At 64.4% G+C, this 22200-nt stretch carries 14 protein-coding genes; 11 read left to right on the forward strand and 3 right to left on the reverse strand.

Features of this window, described 5'->3' with window-relative positions; all coding sequences use genetic code 11:
- Positions 1 to 13: 13 nt before the first annotated feature.
- The gene (locus AC1DRD_RS09880; RefSeq protein WP_478041263.1) at positions 14 to 2452 is read left to right on the forward strand and encodes a serine/threonine-protein kinase; all 2439 of its coding nucleotides are present in this window, start codon (positions 14 to 16) and stop codon (positions 2450 to 2452) included.
- Between the two features lie 283 nt (positions 2453 to 2735).
- On the opposite strand, the gene AC1DRD_RS09885 is transcribed toward AC1DRD_RS09880, so the two are convergent.
- On the reverse strand, positions 2736 to 3272 hold the full coding sequence (locus tag AC1DRD_RS09885; RefSeq protein ID WP_478032551.1) for an ECF-type sigma factor: 537 nt from the start codon (positions 3270 to 3272) through the stop codon (positions 2736 to 2738).
- A 156-nt stretch (positions 3273 to 3428) separates the two neighbouring features.
- Here AC1DRD_RS09885 and AC1DRD_RS09890 point away from each other — a divergent pair, with 156 nt between their 5' ends.
- Positions 3429 to 6314 (forward strand): hypothetical protein, encoded by a 2886-nt coding sequence (locus AC1DRD_RS09890; protein WP_478041264.1) that lies wholly within the window; start codon positions 3429 to 3431, stop codon positions 6312 to 6314.
- A 68-nt stretch (positions 6315 to 6382) separates the two neighbouring features.
- Here AC1DRD_RS09890 and AC1DRD_RS09895 read toward each other — a convergent pair whose 3' ends face one another.
- A complete protein-coding gene (locus AC1DRD_RS09895; protein ID WP_478041265.1) occupies positions 6383 to 8983 on the reverse strand; it encodes a TonB-dependent receptor in 2601 nt (866 codons plus the stop codon).
- An 819-nt stretch (positions 8984 to 9802) separates the two neighbouring features.
- Here AC1DRD_RS09895 and AC1DRD_RS09900 point away from each other — a divergent pair.
- The 9 genes from AC1DRD_RS09900 (at position 9803) to AC1DRD_RS09940 (ending at position 20288) form a co-directional block, all read left to right on the forward strand.
- Positions 9803 to 10249 carry a Csu type fimbrial protein gene (locus tag AC1DRD_RS09900; protein ID WP_478032485.1) on the forward strand — a complete coding sequence of 149 codons (447 nt, stop codon included), beginning with the start codon at positions 9803 to 9805 and terminating at the stop codon, positions 10247 to 10249.
- Positions 10250 to 10259: 10 nt separating this feature from the next.
- Entirely contained in the window at positions 10260 to 10988 is a 729-nt protein-coding gene (locus AC1DRD_RS09905; protein WP_478041266.1) for a fimbrial biogenesis chaperone, read from the forward strand.
- A complete protein-coding gene (locus AC1DRD_RS09910) occupies positions 10969 to 13296 on the forward strand; it encodes a fimbria/pilus outer membrane usher protein (RefSeq protein ID WP_478041267.1) in 2328 nt (775 codons plus the stop codon). The genes AC1DRD_RS09905 and AC1DRD_RS09910 overlap by 20 nt, the downstream gene beginning before the upstream one ends.
- On the forward strand, positions 13293 to 13790 hold the full coding sequence (locus tag AC1DRD_RS09915) for a Csu type fimbrial protein (protein WP_478032481.1): 498 nt from the start codon (positions 13293 to 13295) through the stop codon (positions 13788 to 13790). The genes AC1DRD_RS09910 and AC1DRD_RS09915 overlap by 4 nt, the downstream gene beginning before the upstream one ends.
- A gap of 288 nt (positions 13791 to 14078) precedes the next feature.
- Entirely contained in the window at positions 14079 to 14705 is a 627-nt protein-coding gene (locus AC1DRD_RS09920) for an OB-fold-containig protein (RefSeq protein WP_478032480.1), read from the forward strand.
- A gap of 33 nt (positions 14706 to 14738) precedes the next feature.
- Positions 14739 to 16436 carry a flotillin family protein gene (locus tag AC1DRD_RS09925; RefSeq protein WP_478041268.1) on the forward strand — a complete coding sequence of 566 codons (1698 nt, stop codon included), beginning with the start codon at positions 14739 to 14741 and terminating at the stop codon, positions 16434 to 16436.
- Between the two features lie 156 nt (positions 16437 to 16592).
- A complete protein-coding gene (locus AC1DRD_RS09930) occupies positions 16593 to 17507 on the forward strand; it encodes a sulfite exporter TauE/SafE family protein (RefSeq protein ID WP_478032478.1) in 915 nt (304 codons plus the stop codon).
- Positions 17508 to 17548: 41 nt separating this feature from the next.
- The gene (locus AC1DRD_RS09935) at positions 17549 to 18280 is read left to right on the forward strand and encodes a TIGR02186 family protein (protein ID WP_478032549.1); all 732 of its coding nucleotides are present in this window, start codon (positions 17549 to 17551) and stop codon (positions 18278 to 18280) included.
- Positions 18281 to 18620: 340 nt separating this feature from the next.
- Positions 18621 to 20288, forward strand: a complete 1668-nt coding sequence (locus tag AC1DRD_RS09940) for a helicase HerA domain-containing protein (RefSeq protein ID WP_478032477.1) — start codon at positions 18621 to 18623, stop codon at positions 20286 to 20288.
- Positions 20289 to 20401: 113 nt separating this feature from the next.
- Here the strand turns inward: AC1DRD_RS09940 and AC1DRD_RS09945 are convergent, their stop codons facing one another.
- Complete coding sequence (locus AC1DRD_RS09945) at positions 20402 to 21919, reverse strand: peptidoglycan DD-metalloendopeptidase family protein (RefSeq protein ID WP_478041269.1); 1518 nt, start codon at positions 21917 to 21919, stop codon at positions 20402 to 20404.
- Positions 21920 to 22200 lie beyond the last annotated feature (281 nt).

The following is a 22200-nucleotide window of genomic DNA, read 5'->3' on the forward strand; positions in this document are numbered from 1 at the left end:
CGGGGAGGGGCACGTGACAGGCCAAACGACGAAGACGCAATGGGCGCTAATTCAGGCCACGTTCGACGACCTCGTGGATTTGCCGCGCGAAGAACGCACGCGCCGGCTGACAATGTTGGAGGACCGTTCGGTCGCCGCGAAGGTCCAGCTGTTGCTCGATGCCAGCGCGGCGCAAGGCATCCTCGACGGCGCCGCGCCGCCCCTCGACGCGCCGCAGTCTGCATTGACCTATAGCTCGTTGACGCCTGGAGAATGCGTGGGCGGGTTCGAGATCGAGCGGCTGATCGGCCGCGGTGGTATGGGCGAGGTCTATCTGGCCCATCGCCGATCGAGCGACTTCGAGCAGCGTGTCGCGCTCAAACTGCTCCGCCCCGAAGCGGTGGCGCGCGCCGAACTATTCGATCGCGAACGCCGGTTGCTGGCCAGCCTCGAGCATCCGGGTATCGCCCGGCTGATCGACGGCGGCGTCGCGCCGGATGGCCGCCCCTATATGGCGATGGAGTTCGTCTCCGGCCAACCGATCGACGCCTGGTGCCGCGATCATACCGCTCCGCTCGCCGCCAGGCTCAAGCTGTTTTGTGAGGTATGCGATGCGGTCGTCTTTGCCCATGCCAACCTCATCATCCACCGCGACCTCAAGCCATCGAACATCCTCGTCGACGAAGCCGGCCGGCCCCGACTGCTCGATTTCGGCATCGCCCGGATCATCGATGAAGACGCGGCGATGGCGACCACCGCGGCGCTGATGACACCGGACTATGCGGCTCCCGAGCAGTTGGACAATGCGGCCACGACGGTGGCGACCGACGTTTATGCGTTGGGCGCGGTGCTGTTCGAACTGGTGGCCGGTCGCGGACCGTGGCGCGATGAGGGAGCGTCTTTGCCGTCGATCATCCGGCGCGTGCTCAACGACGACCCCCCTTTGCCAAGCCGCCTGGCAGCCTCTGGCAAGATGCCGTTCCCGGCCAGTGCCGTCGCCGGCGATATCGATGCGATCGTGATGAAGGCGATGCGCCGCAACCCACTCGATCGCTATCGCAGTGTGACCGAACTCGCCGACGACATCCGGCGGCATCTGGAATTGAAGCCGGTGCGCGCCCGCGCCGGGTCGACTGGCTATGCCGTGGGGCGCTTCGTGCGCCGCTACCGGATCGCGGTCGGCGCCGCCGCCGCCGCGCTCGCGGCGCTGTTGATCGGTGCCGGCGGGATCGCGTGGCAGGCGCGCCAGACCGCCATCGAACGCGACGTCGCACTGGCGGAGGCGCGACGGTCCGAATCGATCGTCCGCATGTTGACGGTCATGTTCCGCGATACCGCGACCTCAGCGGGCGAAGGAGCGACGGTAAAGCAGATGCTCGACCAGACGGCAGAGCGGCTCGTCGGATCACTCGACACCAGCGCGCGATCGGCGACGCTCATCACCACCTTGTTCGATCTCTACGTCAACCTCGAGGACGCTGCCGGCGCCGACAGCTTGATCCGCCAGGCAATGGCGAAGCAGATTGGCCGGGACGATCCGATCGCGACTGCGCAGATGCGTATGCGGCTGGCCTCGTCTGCCGCGGCGATGAACAAGACCGATGAAATGGCGCCGCTGCTCGACGCCGCCGAGGCAGTCTTTCGCGCCGATCCGGAGCGCTTTCGGTCAGAGTTGGTCGAGATCAACAGCGACCGGGCCCAATTGCTGCGCCGCACCGGCAGGGTTGAAGAGGCAATCCGGCTGCTGACTGCCACATTGCCGCAGGCCGATCTTGTCTATGCGGAGAACCATCGCGACCTGCTGACAATATACAATAACCTGCTGGTTTACATGGTCGAGGCCAACCAGCTCGACGCTATGCCCGCCGTTTTCGCCCGTGCCGACGCCATCCTTACCCGCACCGGCCAGCAGGGCAGTATGCAGGGGCTGGCTATTGCTCAGCTACGAGGCGTCCGGTTGCTGAAGCTCAATCAAGCGGAGCATGCCGAGGCGATTTTCCAGCAAGTCGCGGCGCAGCGACGCGCAGTGTTCGGTCAGTCGGCCGGCCTCGCCGTCGATCTGCTGCAACTAGGCCGCGCCCGTTTGGCGCTGGGCAAGTTCCCTGAAGCGCTTCGCGCTTTCACCGAAGCACGGCCGATGGCGGTGGAGAATCTGGGCCCGGCGGCTGTGCCCACATTGTTCATCGGCCTGGGGATTGCCGAAGCGGCCGCGGAGACCGGCGACACCGCCGCAGCCGAACGCGCCCTGGACGACGTGGCCTCGCCGATCGGCGCAATGAAGAAGCCGAGCCTGCCGCAAGGCGCACTCGCGCGAACACTTGCGGTCATTCGCTTGAATGAAGGGCGCTTAGCTGAGGCCAGACAGGCCCTCATCAAGGCCGAAGCGCTCTTTACTCAGGCCGGTCCGTCGGGAACGTCATTTCTGGCGTCGTTGCCGGCGCTGCGTGCCCGCATTGCGCGCGCGGGTCACTAGAGCGTGATGACGTGAAGAGCGTGATGACGTGAGTTTGCCCCGTCGTGATTGCCCGGGCGTGTTCGCTGGCAAGGAGCGGTGTGCAGCGCGTAGCGGCGCTACGCGCAAGGACCGCGACGCAGACCAGCGGGCGCGCCCGGACAACCGCAAAGCGGCGGGCGCCTTTTGACGCAGTGCAGCGTCTCTCGTCGGTCACGATGCATTCGCATCGCTCCGCTCCTCGTTCCTCGCCCTGCGCCAAATTCCGCTCCGTCACGGCGGGTCAAACTCACGTCATCACGCTCTAGGCAACAGCCATCTCGTGGTGGATCCAGGCGCGCGCTTGAACCCACCAACGGCGCACTGTCCGGTCGGTTACGCCCAGCACGCTCGCGGTCTCTTCCTCGCTCAGCCCGGCGAAGAACCGGCAATCGATCAACTGCGCAAGATTGGGGTCAAGCTCGGACAGCGCCTTCAACGCATCGCCGAGGCGAATGACGTCGCGATCCTCGGGCACCCCCGCACCGGGTGAATCGATACTCTCGGTAAAGGAATATTCGAGGGCGTGGCGCTTCGACGTCAGCCGGGCGCGGGCCGCGTCGATCAGAATGTGCCGGATCGCGGTCGCGGCACAGCCGAGGAAGTGCGATTCGCTCTCCCAGCCGTCGCGCCGTTTCAGCTTGATATAGGCCTCTGAAATCAGAGCCGTCGTCTGGAGCGTCTGGCCACCGCCAGCGCGGAAATGCTCGCGTCGGGCGATCGCGCGCAGCTCTGAATAGAGCACTCCCATCAGCGTGTCGGCGCCTCCGGAGAAATTATTTTCGGATGCGGTGTCCGGAATCGCGGTCGTTCCTCGTCCTGCTCGCCGTCCGAATGATTTGGGCTGTTTTTCGTAGGTGAAGCAGCGGTCGGGGGCAAGGCGATACCGCGGACGCGGCGGACGCTGCGCGCTTGCTGCTGCGGGTCGAATGATCGACCGCAACAGGGGATAATCAGCATGCGTACTGTCACATCGTTTCTCGTCGGCGCAGCACCGTTGGCGCTGATTGCAGGTCTTGCCTTGCCGGGTACCGCCCAGGCGCAGGATGTGAACTGCCAAAACACGACCGGCGTCCCTGCCGGGACGATCACGCCGGGCAATAACGACACGGCCTGCGGATCGGGCGCCACGGCCACAGGCGAGGCATCCACCGGTATCGGCGCAGGGGCCAATGCAAGCGGCGACGGCGCGACGGCGGTGGGACGTACCACCGTCGCCAATGCCGGCAATGCGACTGCGATCGGCGCCTATGCGTCGGCGAATTCAGCCAACGCCTTTGCTGGCGGGTCTTTTGCCAATGCCACCGGTCTTGAGACCGTAGCGCTCGGGTTCAACGCCGCCGCGACACTCGACCGCGCCACCGCGCTCGGCGGCAATTCAGCGGCTTCGGGGATCGCGGCAACGGCGGTTGGCCAGAACGCGAACGCGACCAGCGTTCACGCGACAGCGGTCGGATCGAGCAGCCGGGCAACGAGCGACGGTGCGACCGCGACCGGGTTCAATGCGCAAGCGGCGGGCGACAACAGCGTCGCCAACGGGATCGACGCGCGGGCCGGGCTCGCCGATGCGATCGCCATAGGCAATGGCAGTCTGGCCGGTGACAATTCGATCCCGAACAACGCCACCTCCGGCCAGATCGCGATCGGCGCGCGCGCCCTCGCCCCTTACGGCGAAACAACCGTCATCGGCATGGATGCGTCGTCCGGCGCCTATGGAACGCTGGCGATCGGTGTGCGCGCGCGGGCGAGTCAAAGCGGGACTGTGGCCGTCGGGAACGATTCGCTGGCGACCGGCTTTGCGACGGCCATCGGGAGTTCGTCGAACGCGGGGACCTTCGCCACCGCGGTCGGCTATATCGCCGACGCGAGCGGGATGTCCTCGGTCGCTTTGGGTAATAAAGCGACCGCAACGGGCACGCGTTCGATTGCGATCGGCGCGGCGAACGCGTTCGGCAATGACGCGACCGCATCGGCGGACGACGCCGTCGCGCTGGGCGCGGGGGCCAAAGCGGACCAGATCTACGCCACCGCGCTCGGCGCCAATTCGGCGGCGTCAGGCGCCTATTCGATCGCTATCGGCAAGGATGCGTCGGTCAGCCATTCCGACGGCGTTGCTGTCGGCCGCGAGAGCAAGGTGACTGGCGAATATGGCGTTGCGCTGGGGCGGACTGCAGAGGCGACTAATTTCGGGGTGTCCATCGGCGCAGGGACCAAGGCGGGATTTTTCGGTACGGCGCTCGGCTATGCCGCGAAATCGGGGGATGCCAGCACCGCGGTCGGCAACGGCGTCAATGCGTTCGGAAATTACAGCACGGCGACGGGGGGATATAATTCCAACAATTTCTCCTACACCAGGGCTTCCGGAGATTACAGCGCTGCCTATGGTGCCGGCACCCTGGCGCTGGGGAATGACAGTAGCGCGTTTGGCGCACAAAGCGTGGCCAAGGGTATTGGCAGTGTAGCGTACGGCCATGCTGCCAGAGCAGAAAATCGCGACTCTGCCGCTGTAGGCAACAATGCCAAAGCAACCGAAGATTTCACGACCGCGATCGGTGCTAGTAGCCAGGCGACCGCCATTAACAGCGTCGCTTTAGGCAATGGCTCGGTGGCCGATCAAGCCAATAGCGTTTCGGTCGGGCTGGTTGGCGGCGAACGCCGTGTCGTCAATGTTGCCGCCGGCATCGATGCGTTCGACGCCGTCAACAAGGGCCAACTCGACGTTGTGGAAGCGAAGGCGGATGCCGCTCAGGCTACAGCCAACGCCGCGCTGACGGCGGCCACCGCCGGCGCGGGCAGCGCCGGTGCGGCGCAGGCTACCGCCGATGCGGCGCTCACCAACGCGGGAGCGGCCCAGACCACCGCCAATACCGCGCTGACCAACGCGGGAATGGCGCAGGCAACAGCGGATACGGCGCTCGCCAACGCAGCCACGGCACAGACAACCGCCGACACGGCATTGGCCAACGGAAAATACTTTAGGTCGAACGCTACCGGGCTGGCACCCGAGGCGACCGGCGCCAACGCGATCGCCGTTGGCCCCTCCAGCGTCGCAAGCGGCGACTCTTCGGTAGCGATCGGCGACGCCGCCAGGGCGATTGACGGCAAGGCGGTATCGATCGGCGCCGGCAATGTCGCGTCGGGCAACGGCGCGGTCGCGATCGGCGATCCCAATATCGCCACGGGCCAGGGCGCGGTTGCGCTCGGCAACACCAATAGCGCCATCGGTCAGGGCGCGGTCGCGATCGGCAACCAGAACAGCGCCACTGGCCAGGGCGCCATCGCGCTGGGCAACATGGCGATGGCGGATCAGGCGGGCAGCGTCGCGATCGGCGACGGTGTCGCGACCTCGCGCGCGGGGCAAGTCGCGCTCGGCAATGCGGGGTCGACCGTGACGCTGGCGGGCGTCGTTTCGTCGGCCAGCTTGCTGGCACAGACCGGCGCACTGAAGCTGATCACGACCGATGGGCTCGGCAATCTGGCGACGTCCGCATTGGACATCGGCATGCTTTCCGGACTTGGCGGACGGACCTCCGCACTCGAAACGCGCGCTACGCTGATCGAAGGCCGCGTTGGTGCGCTCGAGCAGGGAACCGTGGTGCTCGCCCGGCGGGCGCGGCAGGCCGAAGGCGGCATCGCGGCGGCCATGGCGCTAGGCGGCACGGTGATGCCGCCCAACACCACGTTCGCCGTGTCCTTCAATCTGGCGACCTATCGTGGCGAACAGGGCTTCGCCGGCTCAGCAATAGCTCGGGTCTCCGACCACGTCTGGGTGAGCGGCGGTTTTGCAGGGTCGACCGTCAAGGGCTCGACCGGTGGTCGCGCCGGCGTGACCTTTGGCTGGTAAGAGCTAGACCTCGAGCTCTGGGACATGACGTCCGCTTTCGGGATGAACTCCCCGAAAGCGGACCGTCGTCAATAGGCCGCCGACAGCGTCAGGAACCATTGGCGCGGCGCGATCGGATAGGCCGAATAATTGTTGGTCGCCGATCCGATCGACAGGGTCGACACGCCCTTGCGGTCGGTCAGGTTGGTGACGTTGAGCGAGACCTCCAATTTGCGCAGCGGCAGGATATTGTCCGGCAGCTTGGCGGCGAGGCGCAGCGAGGTCAGGAAATAGGACGGCACGCTGGCGTCGTTGGTGAAGGTGGCGAAGCGGCGGCCGACGAAATCGCCGATCACTTGCGCCTCGAACGGCCCGACCGACAAAGTCGCGACGGTCTTGTTCATCCATTTCGGCGTGCCGGGCAGCTGCTTGCCGCAGGTCGGCACGACGCCGGCGGTCACCAGATAACCGCCGATACAGGTGCCGGTCGCGGCGCCGATTCCGGTCGCGGTGGCCGAATAGTCGCTCTGATATTTCGACAGATTGTACGACGTGGCATTGTAGAGCGAGAAGGTACGGCCGACGCGGAAAGTGAAGGCGGCGTCGACGCCGTCGGTATGGACGTCGCCGACATTGACCAGGATCGACGTACCACCGGTGATTTGGCCGCCGGCGATGCCGCCCGGATTGGTCGAGATCGCCAGCAAGCGGTTGTTGAAGACGACGTGATAGTAATTGACCTGCGCGTCGAAGCCGATGCCGTTGCCGAAGCCGCGGCTGGTGCGCAGACCGCCTTCATAGGTCCAGCTGCTCTCTGGCTTGCCCTGATCGGCAAAGGCGTTGAACGCGGCCTGGCTGCCGGTGAACCAGGGCCCGCCGCCGCCGGCCAGATAGGCCTGATATTGGCGCAGATTCTTCTGGACGTTGAAATAGAGCTGTTCGTGGCCGTTGAAATTATAATTGGCGCCGAAGGCGGGCAGGAACCAGTTCTGGGTATCGATCCTGCCCTGGGGCAGGCCGCCGGTCAGGCCCGACAGCGATCCGGCCTTGGGCTGAACCGGGAACCAGCCATTGGCCCATTGCGCGCTGGTCTTGAAGCCGGCGTTGACCAGTAATTTGTCGGTCACTTGCCAGCTGTCCTGCAAATGAAGCTGCAATTCGTTGATCCGCGCCTCGCCCTGATATTGCGTGAACAGGGGCGACTGGGCGTCGAGCGGACGGATGTACGGCGTGCTCGAGGCGGGATTGTTGATGTCGACCGCGTACCAGCGGCGATATTGCGTCGTGCTGTTGCGCTCGAACCAGCCGCCCAACTCGATCTTGTGGTTGCCGACATCCAGGTTGAGCGCGGAGATGATGCCGCCACGGTCGATGCGATATTCGGTGGTGCGCGTGATCAGGCCCGAACCGCCGGTCGCCGCGACCAGAGCGGCCCCGACCGCCTGCGCCTGGGCGTCGGTCATCGTCGTGCACGCCGCGGGACGAACGCCATTGCCGTTTGTGCCAAATTGGCATTTGGCGGCCGCGGCGGCAGCATAATTGGGGTCGAGATAAGGCTGCGCGGTAGTGATCGACTGGCCGAGCGGACCAGCCACCACGCCGGCGCCGTCATTGTGGTGGAAATAGCCGGTGGTCGACCAGGTCACGCGGTCCGACAGATGCGCGTCGTAGCGCATGTAAAGGAGATAGTCGGTCCGCTGCGCGTCCGAATAATAATTGCGGTAATTGCCGCCCTGCGCCGCCGGCGAATTGCCGAACGCGTTCAGATAGGACGTCCGGTAGGTCGCCAGGTCCGGATAGAAGAACGGCTTGGTATAAGGCGTATAGAGCTGGACCGGGGTCGCGGTGCCGCCGGCGGACGGCTTGAAGAAAGTGGTCGCGTCCTCGTTCGGCTGCGTCATGTCGTTATAGTCGAAATAGAGCGTCAGCTTGCCGGCCTTGCGGTCGTTGACGAACTTGGCGTTGGCCTGATAGCCGCCCTGGGTGCCGTTGAAATCCCAGGCGCGAGCGTGCTGGCGCGCCGCCGAGACATAGGCCGAACTGTTGCCGTCGACACCAAAGGCACCGGTATCGATCCGCACGAACGTGCGCGACGTATCGAAGCTGCCGACGGTCTGGCCGACCTGGACGCCGAACTTGTCGAGCGGCGCCGACGAATAGGTCTCGACCGTACCACCGAGATTGCTGTTCGACGCGGTGGCGAGATCGCCGGCGCCGGTCGACACGACGACGCGGCCGACATTCTCCGAAATCACCGCGCGCTGCGGCGACAGGCCGTTATAATTGCCGTAGCTCTGGTCGCCCAGCGGCACGCCGTCCATCGTGTAGCCGAGCTGGTTGGCGGCGAAACCGTGGATGAAGATCTGCGCGTTCTGCTCGTTATAGCCCCAGGGATCGGCGGTGATGTAGAGCACGCCGGGCAAGGTCTGGATCGCCTTGAGCGGTGAGACGCCGGGCAGGATCTTCTGCATCTCGGTACCCGGCAGCTCGGTCGACGAGCGCGTCGACCGGCCGGTGATCACGATCGTCGCCGCGGGGTCGAGCTGGGTATCGTCGGGCTGCGCGCTCGCGGGCTGGGCATCGCCGGGCTGCGTCGTGCTCGCATCCGCCACGGCGGTCTGCGCGGACGCCGCGTCGGCGCAGAACAATGCGCCGGCGAGCGCGAACAAGCTGGTAGTGGAACGGATCACGGCGGCCCCTTGGTTGTGGACGTTGCTGCACTGCAGAACGAGGCGCCTGTGCCTCCGCATGATGCCATTTTCGCGTCGTTTCGGTTGCGATCGCGTGACAGCGGCAGTTCGAGCCGACGATGTCGACGCACGTCGCGGTGCTGAATGAGGCAGACCTGGTGCGCGCGGAGAAGACCGGCTCTAGTTATTTGTTGTCGCATCGCTTTTTGCGGAAAACCGGTACCCACTTTTCCGCGCGATGCTCTAATCGGTCATCGGCACCAAATCCGTCATCCCAGCGAAAGCTGGGATCTCGGGCGATGGCGCGATTCTCATGAGACCCCAGCTTTCGCTGGGGTGACGGCTTGGGGCCGGCGGACATGAGCCATCAACGCAACGCGATAAATTGTCGGCGCGGTACGATGAATATTGTCGAAATCGTATTTTCGAATTTTGACAAATTTTAATGTTGTGATTGAGTATTATTATACAGTCTCGACATTATAATCCTGGAATCGGCTGGCAATCGATTAACATTCCATTCGCTTCTAATTAGGTAGTTTCGATATAGATACGAACCTGATCCATGATTAAATCCATACGATATTAATCTTTTGCTTGTATCAAATGCATACGTCTATCAACGTAATTTACAGAAATATCAAGTATATGATATCATGCGTTTTATCCTAAATTGATCTGAGCCGACTACGTTCGACAATCGACAAGCTGTCGTACGAGCTATTTGAAATTGTCGTGTTCAGTATGGAGGCTTTTATGGTTTCTCGTGCAAAATTTCTGCTCCCGTGCTGGCTGGGTATTGTGAGCGCAGGGCTCCTTATGTCTCCCGCCGCGCAGGCGGACACCACCACCACCACCTTCGCGGTAACGGCTACCGTTCTCAAAGCCTGTGTCGTCACGGCGAACCCGCTCGCTTTCGGAACCTATGATCCGACGGCGGCGACGCCGCTCGACGGCTCGACCACGCTTTCGGTGTTCTGCACCGTCGGCTCCTCGTTCACGGTCGGTCTCAACACCGGCACGGCGAGCGGCGCCACGGTCACAACGCGGCGGATGACGAACGGCGCCAACACGCTTGGCTATGCGCTGTACCAGGAAGCGGCCCGCACCAATAACTGGGGCAATACACCCGGTACCGACACGCCACTGGCGACCACCGCCCCCGTGCTGCCGTCGACGTTGACAATCTATGGCCGCGTATCGGCCAACCAGAATGTGCCCGCAGCCAGTTATACCGACACGATCACCGTCACCGTAAACTATTAGGCCTGAACCGATGCGCGCCGGAGCCGCCATCGTTGCGATATTGCTGCTGCCATTGGCGGCGCAGGCTTCCTCGCTCAAAGTATATCCCGTCCGTATCGTCCTGACCCCGAAAGAGCCGGTGCAGACGATGACGATCCAGAACGGCAGCGCCGAGACTGCCCGCATCCAGCTGCGCGTCTTTTCCTGGCGCCAGGTGGATGGCGAGGACAAGTTCGAGGAAACCCGTGACGTTCTCGCCAATCCGGGCCTGTTCGAGATTGCGGGCCAGGGCGAACAGATTGCGCGCTTCGGCTTGCGCACCAGCCCCGGCACGGTCGAGAAGAGCTATCGCGTCATTCTGGAAGAAGTGCCGGGTTTGCGTCCGAGTGAGCCCGGGCAAGTGCGAACCTTGTTGCGGATAAGCATTCCGATCTTCGTGCCAGCGCCCAACCCGATCGGTCGCCTCTCCTGGCGCGCCTGGGCGGCGGGGCCCCACAAGGTGACGTTCGAGATCCGCAACCAGGGCACTGCTCACGTCCAGATCAACCGGCTCGCACTGGCCGGGCGGAACGGTGCGAAGCTGGGCGCCGGCGACATGTCGGTTTATCTGCTGCCCGGCGCGTCGCGGCAGATCATGCTCGATGTCGACGCGCCGGTTCGCGCCGGCGAGGCCCTCAAACTGAGCGCTGTGACGGATCAAGGTAATCTGGCCGCCGATCTCGTCGCCGAGGCGGCTCCCCATGAAACCGGCCGTCCCTAGGACCATCATGGCGGCGCTCTGCCTCCTTGCCGACGCGACTGCCGCAGGCGCACAGTCTGCCGCTCCGGACCCGCCAGCGGGGCAGCAGCGCCCGGATCGGTTCGACCTGCTGTTTGTCGCGATCACCATTAACGGCGTGCCGGAGGGTGAATATCTGGTGGCACGGCGCGGCGGCGACTTCTTCGTCCGCCCCTCCGATCTGGCGCGCTGGGGGGTCAGGGTTCCCCCGGCTGCGACGACCGTGATCGAGAATGAAGCCTTTGTTCAGCTGACCGCCATCGCCGGGATGACGCTGCAATTCGACCCGGCCGGTCAACGTATCGCATTGATCATTTCCGCCGAGCTTTTCGATTCCAGCAATGTCTCGGTGCCGGCCACGCGCGTACGACCGACAAAGAGCGCCTTCGCGGCGTTTCTCAATTACGATCTGTCCGTCCAATACGATCACAAGGTACAGGCAGCAGCCTTCCTGGAAGCCGGAATATCGGACGATTGGGGCCTGCTCGCGACCACCATGGCGGTCGGCCAGCAAACGGGATCGAGCCGGGTCACGCGTTTCGACAGCTATTTCCTGCGCGACGATCCCGATACGCTAGTCCGCCTGATCGTCGGCGATACCGTCACCGACGCACGCGACTGGTCGCGCCAGATACGCTTCGGCGGCGTCCGGCTTGGTACCGACTTCAGCTTGCAACCAAATCTCATCACTTTCTCCACTCCCGCTTTTACCGGCCGGACGGCGATCCCTTCGAATGTCGAGTTGCTGGTGAATAACGCGCGGCGCTTCCAGGCCGACGTTGCGCCGGGGCCCTTCTCGATCAATCAGGTACCTCTGGTGAATGGCGCGGGCGACGTGACACTCGTCATCCGCGATGCGCTTGGCGTGGAACGCCGGGTGACGTCTTCTTATTATATCAGCTCGCGCCTGCTCAGGCGGGGCCTGAGCGCCTGGTCGCTCGAGGCGGGTGCCGAGCGCCTTGACTACGGCATCCGGAATTTCAGCTATGCCAACCCCTTCGCGGCCGGATCCTATCGCCGCGGAGTCACCGACTGGCTGACCCTTGAAGGCCGCACGGAAGTGAGCGGCGATGTCCAGATGATCGGCGGCGGGGCCAATATCGTCTGGCCCGCTATCGGCGAGTTCGGAATTGCCGGTGCAGTTTCGCGGGGAGAGGACGGCCAAGGAGCGCTCTACCGCATCTTCTTCAGCCGGATCACGCCAGGATGGAGCCTCGCGGTGAGCTATCAGCGTGCGTCGCGCCAGTTCGACCAGCTAGGCATCCATCGCGACGCGGAACGCATAACGGGTCAGTTACAGGCCTCGGGCAGCGTCTCGCTGGGACGCCGCGGCAATTTTGGCATCGTCTATACCGATCTCGAATATGCCGATCGTAACCGCACCCGGCTCGCCTCGGCCAATTACAGCATCGGAATCAGGGATCGCGGCTATCTGAGCGTTTTCGCGCTCCGCAGCGCGACCCGGGGGTCCGCCACGCAAACCACGGTCGGCGCGGGTTTCACCATTCCCTTCGGGCCGCGCAGCAGCGGCTATGTGCAAGCGGACACCCGCAATGTTCTCGCCGAAATACGCAGGACGCCGCCCGCCGAAGGAGGCTGGGGCTATCGGTTGACGGCGGGTGCCGGCGAAAGCGACCGCCAGCAGGCCGAGCTCAGCTGGCGCGGCGATCCGGGCGAAATCAGGGTCGAGGCCGCGCGCGTCGAGGGGAGCGCCGGCGTCAGGATGCTCGCCAGCGGCGGATTGCTTTTCGCCGGCGGCCGCCCCTACGCCACCCGGCGCGTGGAGGATGCGCTGGGCGTCATCGACGTGCCCGGCCTGGCGGATGTCCGCATCTACCAGGAAAACCGCCTCGTCGCCCGCACCGACGCCCGGGGTCGTGCGATCATACCGGATCTGCGCGCTTATGAGCAGAACCGGATCGCGATCGCACCCGGCGACATCCCGATCGACGCGCACATGTCGAGCGACACGCTCATGATCGTGCCGCGGTATCGCGGAGCGGTCATTGCGCGCTTCGCGATCGAACGGGATCACCCCGCGACGATCTTGCTCCAGGCACTCGACGGCGCGCCGGTCGATGCCGGCACCACGGTGCGGACCGATACCGGCGAGACGGCATTCGTCGGCTATGGCGGCGAAATCTTCGTGCGCGAAGCACGGCGGGACATGATCATCGAGTTCGAGACCCGGCAGGGCCCATGTCGAGTCAGGCTTGGCGGATTGCCCGAGGATGACGTGCTGCCGCGCCTCGGGCCGTTACGGTGCGGCAATCCCGTGAGCGCGCCATGACCCCGCGGTACCTGATCGTCCTGATGGCGATGCTGGCGGGCACATTGCTGCTTGTTCCATCACCGGCAAAGGCGGCGTGCGCCCCGCTGTCCGCCTGCAGCTGCACCGTCACCGCGACCGGCGTGAGTTTCGGCACGTACACCGTCGTCAACGCGTCGCCCACCGATTCCACCGGCAACATACAGGTCCACTGCACGCTGCTCGTTGCACTGGCCGGATCGTTCACGGTCGATCTCAGCACCGGCTCATCCGGAACCTACACTCAGCGCGCCCTGCACAATGGTGCGTCGGTCCTTGACTATAATCTTTATACCGACGCGGCCCGAACCCAAATTCTGGGAAACGGCTCGGGAGGCTCGTTCCGCATAACCCGGAATTTTACGGCACTGCTCAGTGTCGATCAGACGATGACGGTCTACGGCCGGATCCGCTCCAGCCAAAATGTACCCGCGGGCAGTTACAGCGACACCATCATCGTCACCGTAACCTACTGATAAGGCAGCTATCCGGTTGAGCTTCCTGGCAGCAGCCAGTCTCCAGTCCGTGAGCGCCGCTGGCACGGATGGATAGTTTGCTTGGCCAGGCGCAACCGTCTGCTCTCTCATGCGGATGTCCGAAAGCAGCTAGTCACCGCTCGGACGATTAGAAGATGGTCGCTGCTATGCGCCTGGCTGCTGTCCTATAGTTGGACTGTCTCGGCACCCGAAAACATACGTCCGCTCAGCTCCAAGATGGCGGAACTTTACTATATTCTTCCAAATGAATTCCGATATGATCGACGGGTGTTCAGCCTTCTTTTAACTACGGATTATGCGCCGTTCGCGGTCTCCTTCGTGGTCATGCTGGGCATCGGCATCATCGAGGGAGTGGGGCTGGGTCTGGGGCATCTCGACCTGGGTTCGCATTTGGATGCCAGCGGTGCCGAGGCTGGGCCGGGTCTGCTCGACTGGCTGGGGTTCGGGCGCGACTTGCCGATCCTGATTTGGCTGACGTCGTTGCTATGTTGCTTCAGTGTCGCCGGCGTCGCCATCCAGCAGATCGCCACGCTCCTGATCGGAAGCCCGCTGCACTGGGGCATCGCGAGCGCTGCGGCGCTGGTGATCGCCGGCGTCGCGAATGCGTTTGTGTCCGCTGGCCTGGCGCGAATCTTTCCGTCCTATGAGTCTTCGGTCATCAATGCCGAAGACTTGCTGCGGCACCGCGGTACCGTGCTGGAAGGTGCGGCGTCGCGCGGGCATCCGGCGCGCGCGAAGGTCGTCGATCAGTTCGGCCAGGCGCATTACGTCATGGTCGAGCCGCATGACGACGCCGACGTGATCGCGCAGGGCGAAAGCGCCCTGTTGGTTGGCAAGCAAGGGGCGGTGTTCTTCGCCATTCCGGACATCAGCACGCCGTTCCGGCCAATCTGAACGCTAGAAATTTCAAATTTGGGGGAGGGTCTTTTGTCCGCATCGCTGCTGAACGTCCTGATTTATGCCGGTATCGCGCTCCTTGCGCTCGTCGTGATGGGGATCATCCTCACCCGCCTGTATCGCCGCGCCACGAAGGACATCGCGCTGATCCGCACCGGCTTTGGCGGCGAGAAGGTGGTGCTGAACGGCGGCATCATGGTGATCCCCGTGCTGCACGAATTGATGCAAGTCCGGCTGACCACCGTGAAGCTCGAAGTTTCGCGCCTCAACAAGGATGCGCTGATCACGCTCGACAAATTGCGCGTCGACGTCGTCGGGCTTTTCCACATCAAGGTAAAGCCCGATGCGCAGTCGATCGCCGCCGCGGCGCAGACGCTCGGCGAATCGGTCAACAGTCCCGATGCGGTGAAGTCGCTGCTTGACGGCAAGCTCGTCTCGGCGCTGCGCTCGGTCGCGGCAACGATGACGATGGAGCATCTGCACGCCAACCGCGCCGACTTCATCCAGAAGGTCCAGGAAGCGCTGATGACCGATCTGGACATGAATGGCTTTCAGCTGGAATCGGTCAGCATCACCCATTTCGATCAGACCGCGTTCGAGCATTTCAACGAGAATAACGCGTTCGACGCCGAGGGCTTGACCGTGCTCACCCGCACGATCGAGGAGCGCAAGAAGATCCGCAACGATATCGTCGCGACCAACCGCGTCGAGATCGAGCAACGCAACCTCGATGCGAACAACCAGTCGCTGGCGATCGCGCAGGAGGCCGAGCAGGCGCGCCTGACGCAGGAACAGACACTGGCCGCCCGCCGGGCAGAGCAGGCGACCGCGATCGCCACTGCCGAAGCCGAACAGACCCGGCTGGCCGAAATCGCCCGGATCAATGCCGAGCAGGCGCAGACGGTCGCGCAGACCGAGGCCGACAAGGTGATCCAGACGGCAACCATCGCCCGCGACGGGGCGGTGCAGACCGCGACGATCGAGCGCGACCGCACCATCGAGATCGCGCGCATCACCACCGCGGTGCAGACCGCGCAGAAATCCGAGGAGGAATCGACCGCGACCGCCGCGGCCAACGAAGCGCGTGCGCTGGCGGTGCGTGCCGAGGAAAGCGTCCTGACCGCGAAGGCGACGGAGATCGCCAATCGCGAGAAGAACGTCGCGGTGATCGCGGCCACCAAGCGGGCGCAGGAAGAGGCGGTCCAGATCACCGTCGCCGCTACGGCCGAGAAGGAGGCCGCTGAATCCCGCGCTGCCGCTTTACGCACCGAGGCCGAAGCCGAGGCCGATGCCGAAAAGGCGCGTGCCGAGGGCCGGGAGGCAGCGTTCAAGGTCGATGCTGCGGGTCAGACCGCGCTCAACGAAGCCACCAACATACTCAACGATTCGCAAACGGCCTTGCTGGTTCGCAAGGCGATGCTGGAGGCGCTGCCCGGGATCATCGCAGCAGCGAGCAAGCCTATGGAGCAGATCGACAAGATTTCGATCCTCGACGCGCGCGGCCTGCACGGAGATTCAGGTGCTTCGGACGGTGCTGGCAGCCCCGGAAACCTTGCCGATTCCGCGGTTGCCGCGGCCATGCGCTACCGGGTCGGCGGCCCGCTGATCGACGGGCTGATGGCGGAATTGGGGATTGGCGGGGGCAGCCTCAACGGCATGCTCTCGGGTGTGGCGGCCGCGCCAGGCGCGGTTGCAACCGAGGATCAGCCGGAGGGCAGCAAGGAATAGGGCCGTTCGCCGCTATCCTGCGCCTTCCACCCTCATCTCCGCCTTGGCGGTCCGGCCGGGTGAAACCTGCCGGGCCGCCAACGACCATTAGCCGAACGCACCCTCCTAACGCCCAACCGCCTTCCACCCGCCACAACCTGCGTCTAACGTAGCCCCGTGGATCTCTATCTCCCCATCGCCAACATGTCGGTCAATGCGCTGGTGATCGTCACGCTCGGGCTGTTCGTCGGGCTGTTGTCGGGGATGTTCGGGGTTGGCGGCGGGTTTCTGACCACGCCGTTGCTGATCATCTACGGCATCCCGCCGACCGTCGCCGCTGCCTCGTCAGCGAGCCAGGTGACCGGGGCGAGCGTCTCCGGCGTGTTCGCGCATCTGCAGCGGCGCGGGGTCGATTTCCAGATGGGCGGGCTGATGGTCGCCGGCGGGTTCGTCGGGTCGGGAGTCGGCGCGTGGATCTTCCGCATTCTCCAGCGGACCGGGCAGATCGATACGGTGATCGCGGTCATCTATGTGCTGATGCTCGGCTGGATCGGCTCGACCATGGCCAGGGAATCGATCCAGTACATCCTCGCCGCGCGCGGCGGAGCGCCCCCGCCGGCACGCAAGCGGCGCCACCATCCGTTGGTCGCGGCCCTGCCGCTCAGGATGCGCTTCTATCGCTCGGGGCTCTACGTCTCGCCGCTCGCGCCGCTGCTGCTCGGCTTCGGGGTCGGCATCCTGACTATCCTGCTCGGCGTCGGCGGCGGCTTCATCCTGGTCCCGGCGATGATCTATTTGCTCGGCATGGCGACGCAGGTCGTGGTCGGCACCAGCCTGTTCCAGACCCTGTTCGTCACTGCCTGGGCGACGATGGTCCATGCCACCACGACCAAGGCGGTCGATATCGTGCTGGCGGTGCTGCTGTTGATCGGGTCGGTGACCGGCGCACAGCTCGGCGCGCGCTTCGCCGCGCGGGTGAAGCCCGAATATCTCCGCCTGGCGCTTGCTGTGCTGGTCCTGCTGGTCGGGTTGCGTATCGCGATCGGATTGGGTTGGCGGCCGGATGAAATCTATTCGGTAGAGCTATCTTGAAGGCGCGTGCCGCGCTCGCTCTGCTGATCGCGCCACCGCTAATGGGGCAGGCCAAGCCGGTATCGAAACCGGTGCTGGTCCCCGACGTCTCGCAGCGCCAGATCGAGATCGCTTATTCGTTCACCGGCGCGGATCTGCTGCTGTTCGGCGCAATCCTCTATCCCGGCGGGCGGCTGCCCGACGACGATGCGCCGACCGACATTGTTGTGGTGGTGAAGGGGCCGACCCAATCGATCCTGGTGCGCGAAAAGGAAAAGATCGCCGGCATCTGGGTCAATGCGTCGCGGCTGCGCTATCGCTCGGCGCCGAGTTTCTACGGCATGGTGTCGTCGCGCCCGATCGATCAGGTGGTCGATGGCCGCACGCGCGCGATCTACGAACTCGGGCTCGACAGCCTGCAATTGTCCCCGGCGTCGAGTGCGCCGCAGGACGAGCAGGACCGCTTCGCGCGCGGGCTGGTCGACCTCAAGCGCCGGTCGGGTCTCTATTACGAGCAGCCCAATGCGGTCGAGATCAGTGACGGCGTGCTGTACCGTGCGCGCGTCAATATTCCGGCGCGCGTGCCGGTCGGCCGGTTCACCGCGGAGACCTTCCTGATCCGCGACCGGCACATATTGGCGGTCGCGACCAGGGATATCGACATCCGCAAATCGGGGTTCGAACGGTTCGTGGCGCGGTCGGCGCAGCGCAGTTCGATCGCCTATGGGCTGGTCGCGGTGGCGCTGTCGGTGCTGTTCGGCTGGGGCGCGGGGTATATCGCGCGGCGGGTTTGATGTCTCCGTGCCGAAACAGTCGCAAGAAGTCGTATCTGCCCTCTCCCGCAAGCGGGAGAGGGTTGGGTGAGGGTCTTCTTTCTTCTTCCAGGCGTGTGTCGAAACAGAAGAAGAAAGAAGACCCTCACCCTCCCACCGCTTCGCGGCGGGCCCCTCATTCTCCCGCAGGCGGGAGAGGGGGAACGCGCGCTTTCGTTCCGGTGTGGCGCTTGCTGCACGGTGGATGTCGGAACGGGTTCGGCATGACCTCGAGAAGGGTTCGCCCGAGCCGGTCAGCGATAGCAAACTCAATATTTACCCCTGACGTGCCATAGCGACTCGGAATGACCAGGGGATTCCGATGACCGAAATGCTGGGGGGTAGCGCATTCGCGCGGACGACGGCCGATGACACCGCCGCGCCGACCCCCGCTCCGAGCCTCGGCAGAGAGATTGGTGGGCTGATCGAGATCGCCGGTTCGGGGGGGCAGGTGCTGTTCGATCCCGATGCCATTGCCAGCTATGCCGCCGATCCCGATTCCGTGCTGGCATCGGCCGGCTCGGTCGGTGCGCAGGTCAAGATTCGCGTCGGCGCCTGCTGGATGATCGCCAATATCCGCTCGCTGCGCCTGGTCGAGGCCGGCATCCTGGCGCTGATCGACTTTCTCGGCGAAGGCGATGAGGAACGACTGACCGGCAAGCTCTACAAATTCCGTCGTGGCGTCACGCGCTATCCCGCCCCGGGCGCCGCGGTGTTTCCGGTATCGACCGCCGACCTCAGGCAGATCTACGCCGCCGACGACCGCGCCAATATCGAGATCGGCACGGTCTATCCGACCAAGGACATCCGCGCCTCGCTCTATGTCGACGCGATGCTGGGCAAGCATTTCGCGCTGCTCGGATCGACCGGTACCGGTAAATCGACCAGCGCCGCGTTGATCCTGCACAAGATCTGCGAGCTCGCGCCGCAGGGTCATATCGTGATGGTCGATCCGCACGGCGAATATGCGGCGGCGTTCCAGACCACCGGCGCGATCTACGACGTGTCGAACCTGCAGATGCCGTATTGGCTGATGAATTTCGAGGAACATTGCGAAGTGTTCCTGACGACGTCCAACTCCGAACGGCAGATCGACGCCGACATCCTGGCCAAGTGCCTGCTCGCCGCGCGCGCCAAGGGGCGGCTGGGGCAGGAGATCAGCAAGCTGACGGTCGACGCCCCGGTGCCGTACCTGCTCAGCGACCTGACCAATTTGATCCAGCTCGAAATGGGCAAGATGGACCGCGCCGGCGACACCGCGCCCTATCTCCGGATCAAGACCAAGATCGATGAGATCAAGGCCGATCCGCGTTACAGCTTCATGTTCTCCGGCATGCTCGTCGCCGACACGATGCAGGACTTCATCAGCCGCGTGTTCCGCCTGCCCGGCGACGGCAAGCCGATCTCGATCATCGACGTGTCGGGCGTGCCGAGCGAAATCACCTCGGTGGTGGTCGCTGTCCTGTCGCGCATGGTGTTCGACTTCGCGATCTGGTCGCGCAACGAAGCGCGGCGCCCGATCCTGCTCGTCTGCGAGGAGGCGCACCGCTACATCCCCAACGAGCGCAACGCCGACGGATCGTCGGTCGGCAAGATCCTCAGCCGCATCGCCAAGGAAGGCCGCAAATACGGCGTCAGCCTGGGTCTGATCACGCAACGTCCGTCGGATCTGGCCGAAGGCGTGCTGTCGCAATGCGGCACGATCATCTCGATGCGCCTCAACAACGATCGCGACCAGGCGTTCGTCCGCGCGGCGATGCCCGAAGGCGCGCGCGGGTTCCTCGACGCGATCCCCGCGCTGCGCAACCGCGAGTGCATCATCTGCGGCGAAGGCGTCGCCATCCCGATCCGCGTCGCGTTCGACGGGCTGGAGGCCAACAAGCGCCCGGCGTCGGACGATCCGACCTTCTCCACGTTGTGGCGCGAGACCGGCGGCGAGGATCAGATCATCGGCCGCACCATTCGCCGCTGGCGCTCGCAGGGCCGCTGATCGGGCGCACACGAAAACGGTCGCCTGATCCTGCGAAATCAGGAGGCGGGAGTTACCAACGGAATCACTTGTAATTTTGAGCCCCTGCTTACCCAAGAGCGAGACTTATCGCGTCAGCTGGACTTGCGCGGCGTTCCCGGATGGACCGACAGCAATTCCGACACGTGCGACTTGAACGCGCGCAAGGCAGCGCCGGTCAGCGCGGCGACGCTCGAGAAGGAGAAGCCGCGCGGATTGACCACCTGGCCGCTGCGATAGACTTCGAAATGCAGATGCGGGCCGGTCGATAGTCCCGAATTGCCCGAATAAGCGACGATCTGGCCGCGCTGAACATGCTGGCCGTTGCGCACCAGCACCCGGCTCAAATGGCCATAACCGGTACCGACCCCGCTGCCCTGCGCCTGAATGCCGACGAAGCTGCCATAGCCGCCTTTGTAGCCGGCCCAATTCACAATGCCGTCGAATACCGCATAGACCGGCGAACCATAAGCGCAGGCGATGTCGATGCCCTTGTGCATCCGGTAATAGCCGAGGATCGGGTGCATCCGCATGCCGAAGGACGAGCTGATCCGGCCCGCGACCGGCAGGCCCATGAAACCCTGGCGCTCGGTCTGACCGCTGGCGTCGTACCAATCGCCATGGCCGTTGCCGCCATCCTCATCCTCGTCGGCGTTGCGGCTCCACTTGACCAGTTGGACCTTGCGGCGACCCATATCGAGCCCGGCGAACAGGATCTTGCCGAGTTCGACCTCGCCGGTCGCGGCGCGGCGCTGCGATAGCATGACGTCCCAGGTGTCGTCCGACGCGACATCGCCGCCGATCGAGATCCGCGTCGCGATCGCCTTGATGTAATCGGCGGCAACGGTCGAGGGCACGCCGGCGGCGCGCATCGATTTGTACAGGCTCGATCCGGCCAGGCCCTGGATACGCAGCGGCGTGTCGTCGACCGCGATCGCCTGGCGATTCATCGTCAGGCCGTTGGCGGTGCGCTTGATCGTCAGGCGGAAATCGAATGCCGGCTGGAAGCTCAATTGTTCGAGCGGGCGCGGATCGCTTTTCTTGGCACGACGGCCGAGCACGCCTTCGAACCGCGTTCCAGGGCGGATATTGTCGAGCGGCAGCGCGCCCGCGACCAGATCGGCGACGCGAGCGATATCGGACTTGGCGGCGCCGGCGCGGCGCAGCAGCGTTGCCAGGCTGTCGCCGTCACTCATCGCCGATGCAAAGGCCTGGGTCGGGCGATCGGGGGTTTCGGCCAGCGGCCGCACCAGATCGGTCGCCGCCATGCGCTGACCGGTATCGGCACCCAAGGCGAGTGGCGCGATCGATTGCGCACGGGCATTTTCCCACGCCTTGCCCTTGAGCGGCAAAGCGGATGCAGCGACCAGCGGCTGACCGATGCCCGGCGACAGCGCCCAGCACGCGCCGACCAGCGCGGTGCAGGTAGCGAGTCCGCGGAACCAGTCGCGCGATCCGATCCGCGCGCCGAGATCGGGCGTCCAGTCGATTTGCGCCATGGAGGCACGCACCCGGTCGACAAAAGAGAGGTCGGTGGTGAGGACGAGCGCACGGCCGGTCGAGCTGGGAGCAGCGCCACCCGATTGCTCATAATGCTCACTGCGCAGAAACACGACGAAACGTCCCCGTTACGTAATCGCCGATCCACCCCCGGCGCTGTCCAAACACTCTGCCGATGGGGTGTTAAAGTCAATTTAACCGCCTCGTTAAGCGCCGATCCGTGCGGCAAGCCGTGCAGCGCGAGGGACAAACTCCATTTGACGCGGAACTATTTCAAGTACCGGCAAATTCGGGATCTTTTCGTCGCGGTGACTTGCCCTAGGGGCGATTACTTACGGACTCGCACCATGGGCGCGACTATCATGGCTTAATCAAGTCTCGCTTGCGTCGATCG

Source organism: Sphingomonas sp. P4_G2, from assembly GCF_056401155.1.

Excerpts from the sequence above, each read along its gene's own strand:
- AC1DRD_RS09905 (WP_478041266.1), top strand. The coding sequence starts at position 10,260 with ATGCGCGCCGGAGCCGCCATCGTTGCGATATTGCTGCTGCCATTGGCG.
- AC1DRD_RS09935 (WP_478032549.1), top strand. The coding sequence starts at position 17,549 with ATGGGGCAGGCCAAGCCGGTATCGAAACCGGTGCTGGTCCCCGACGTC.
- AC1DRD_RS09900 (WP_478032485.1), top strand. The coding sequence starts at position 9,803 with ATGTCTCCCGCCGCGCAGGCGGACACCACCACCACCACCTTCGCGGTA.
- AC1DRD_RS09890 (WP_478041264.1), top strand. The coding sequence starts at position 3,429 with ATGCGTACTGTCACATCGTTTCTCGTCGGCGCAGCACCGTTGGCGCTG.
- AC1DRD_RS09940 (WP_478032477.1), top strand. The coding sequence starts at position 18,621 with ATGACCGAAATGCTGGGGGGTAGCGCATTCGCGCGGACGACGGCCGAT.
- AC1DRD_RS09910 (WP_478041267.1), top strand. The coding sequence starts at position 10,969 with ATGAAACCGGCCGTCCCTAGGACCATCATGGCGGCGCTCTGCCTCCTT.
- AC1DRD_RS09915 (WP_478032481.1), top strand. The coding sequence starts at position 13,293 with ATGACCCCGCGGTACCTGATCGTCCTGATGGCGATGCTGGCGGGCACA.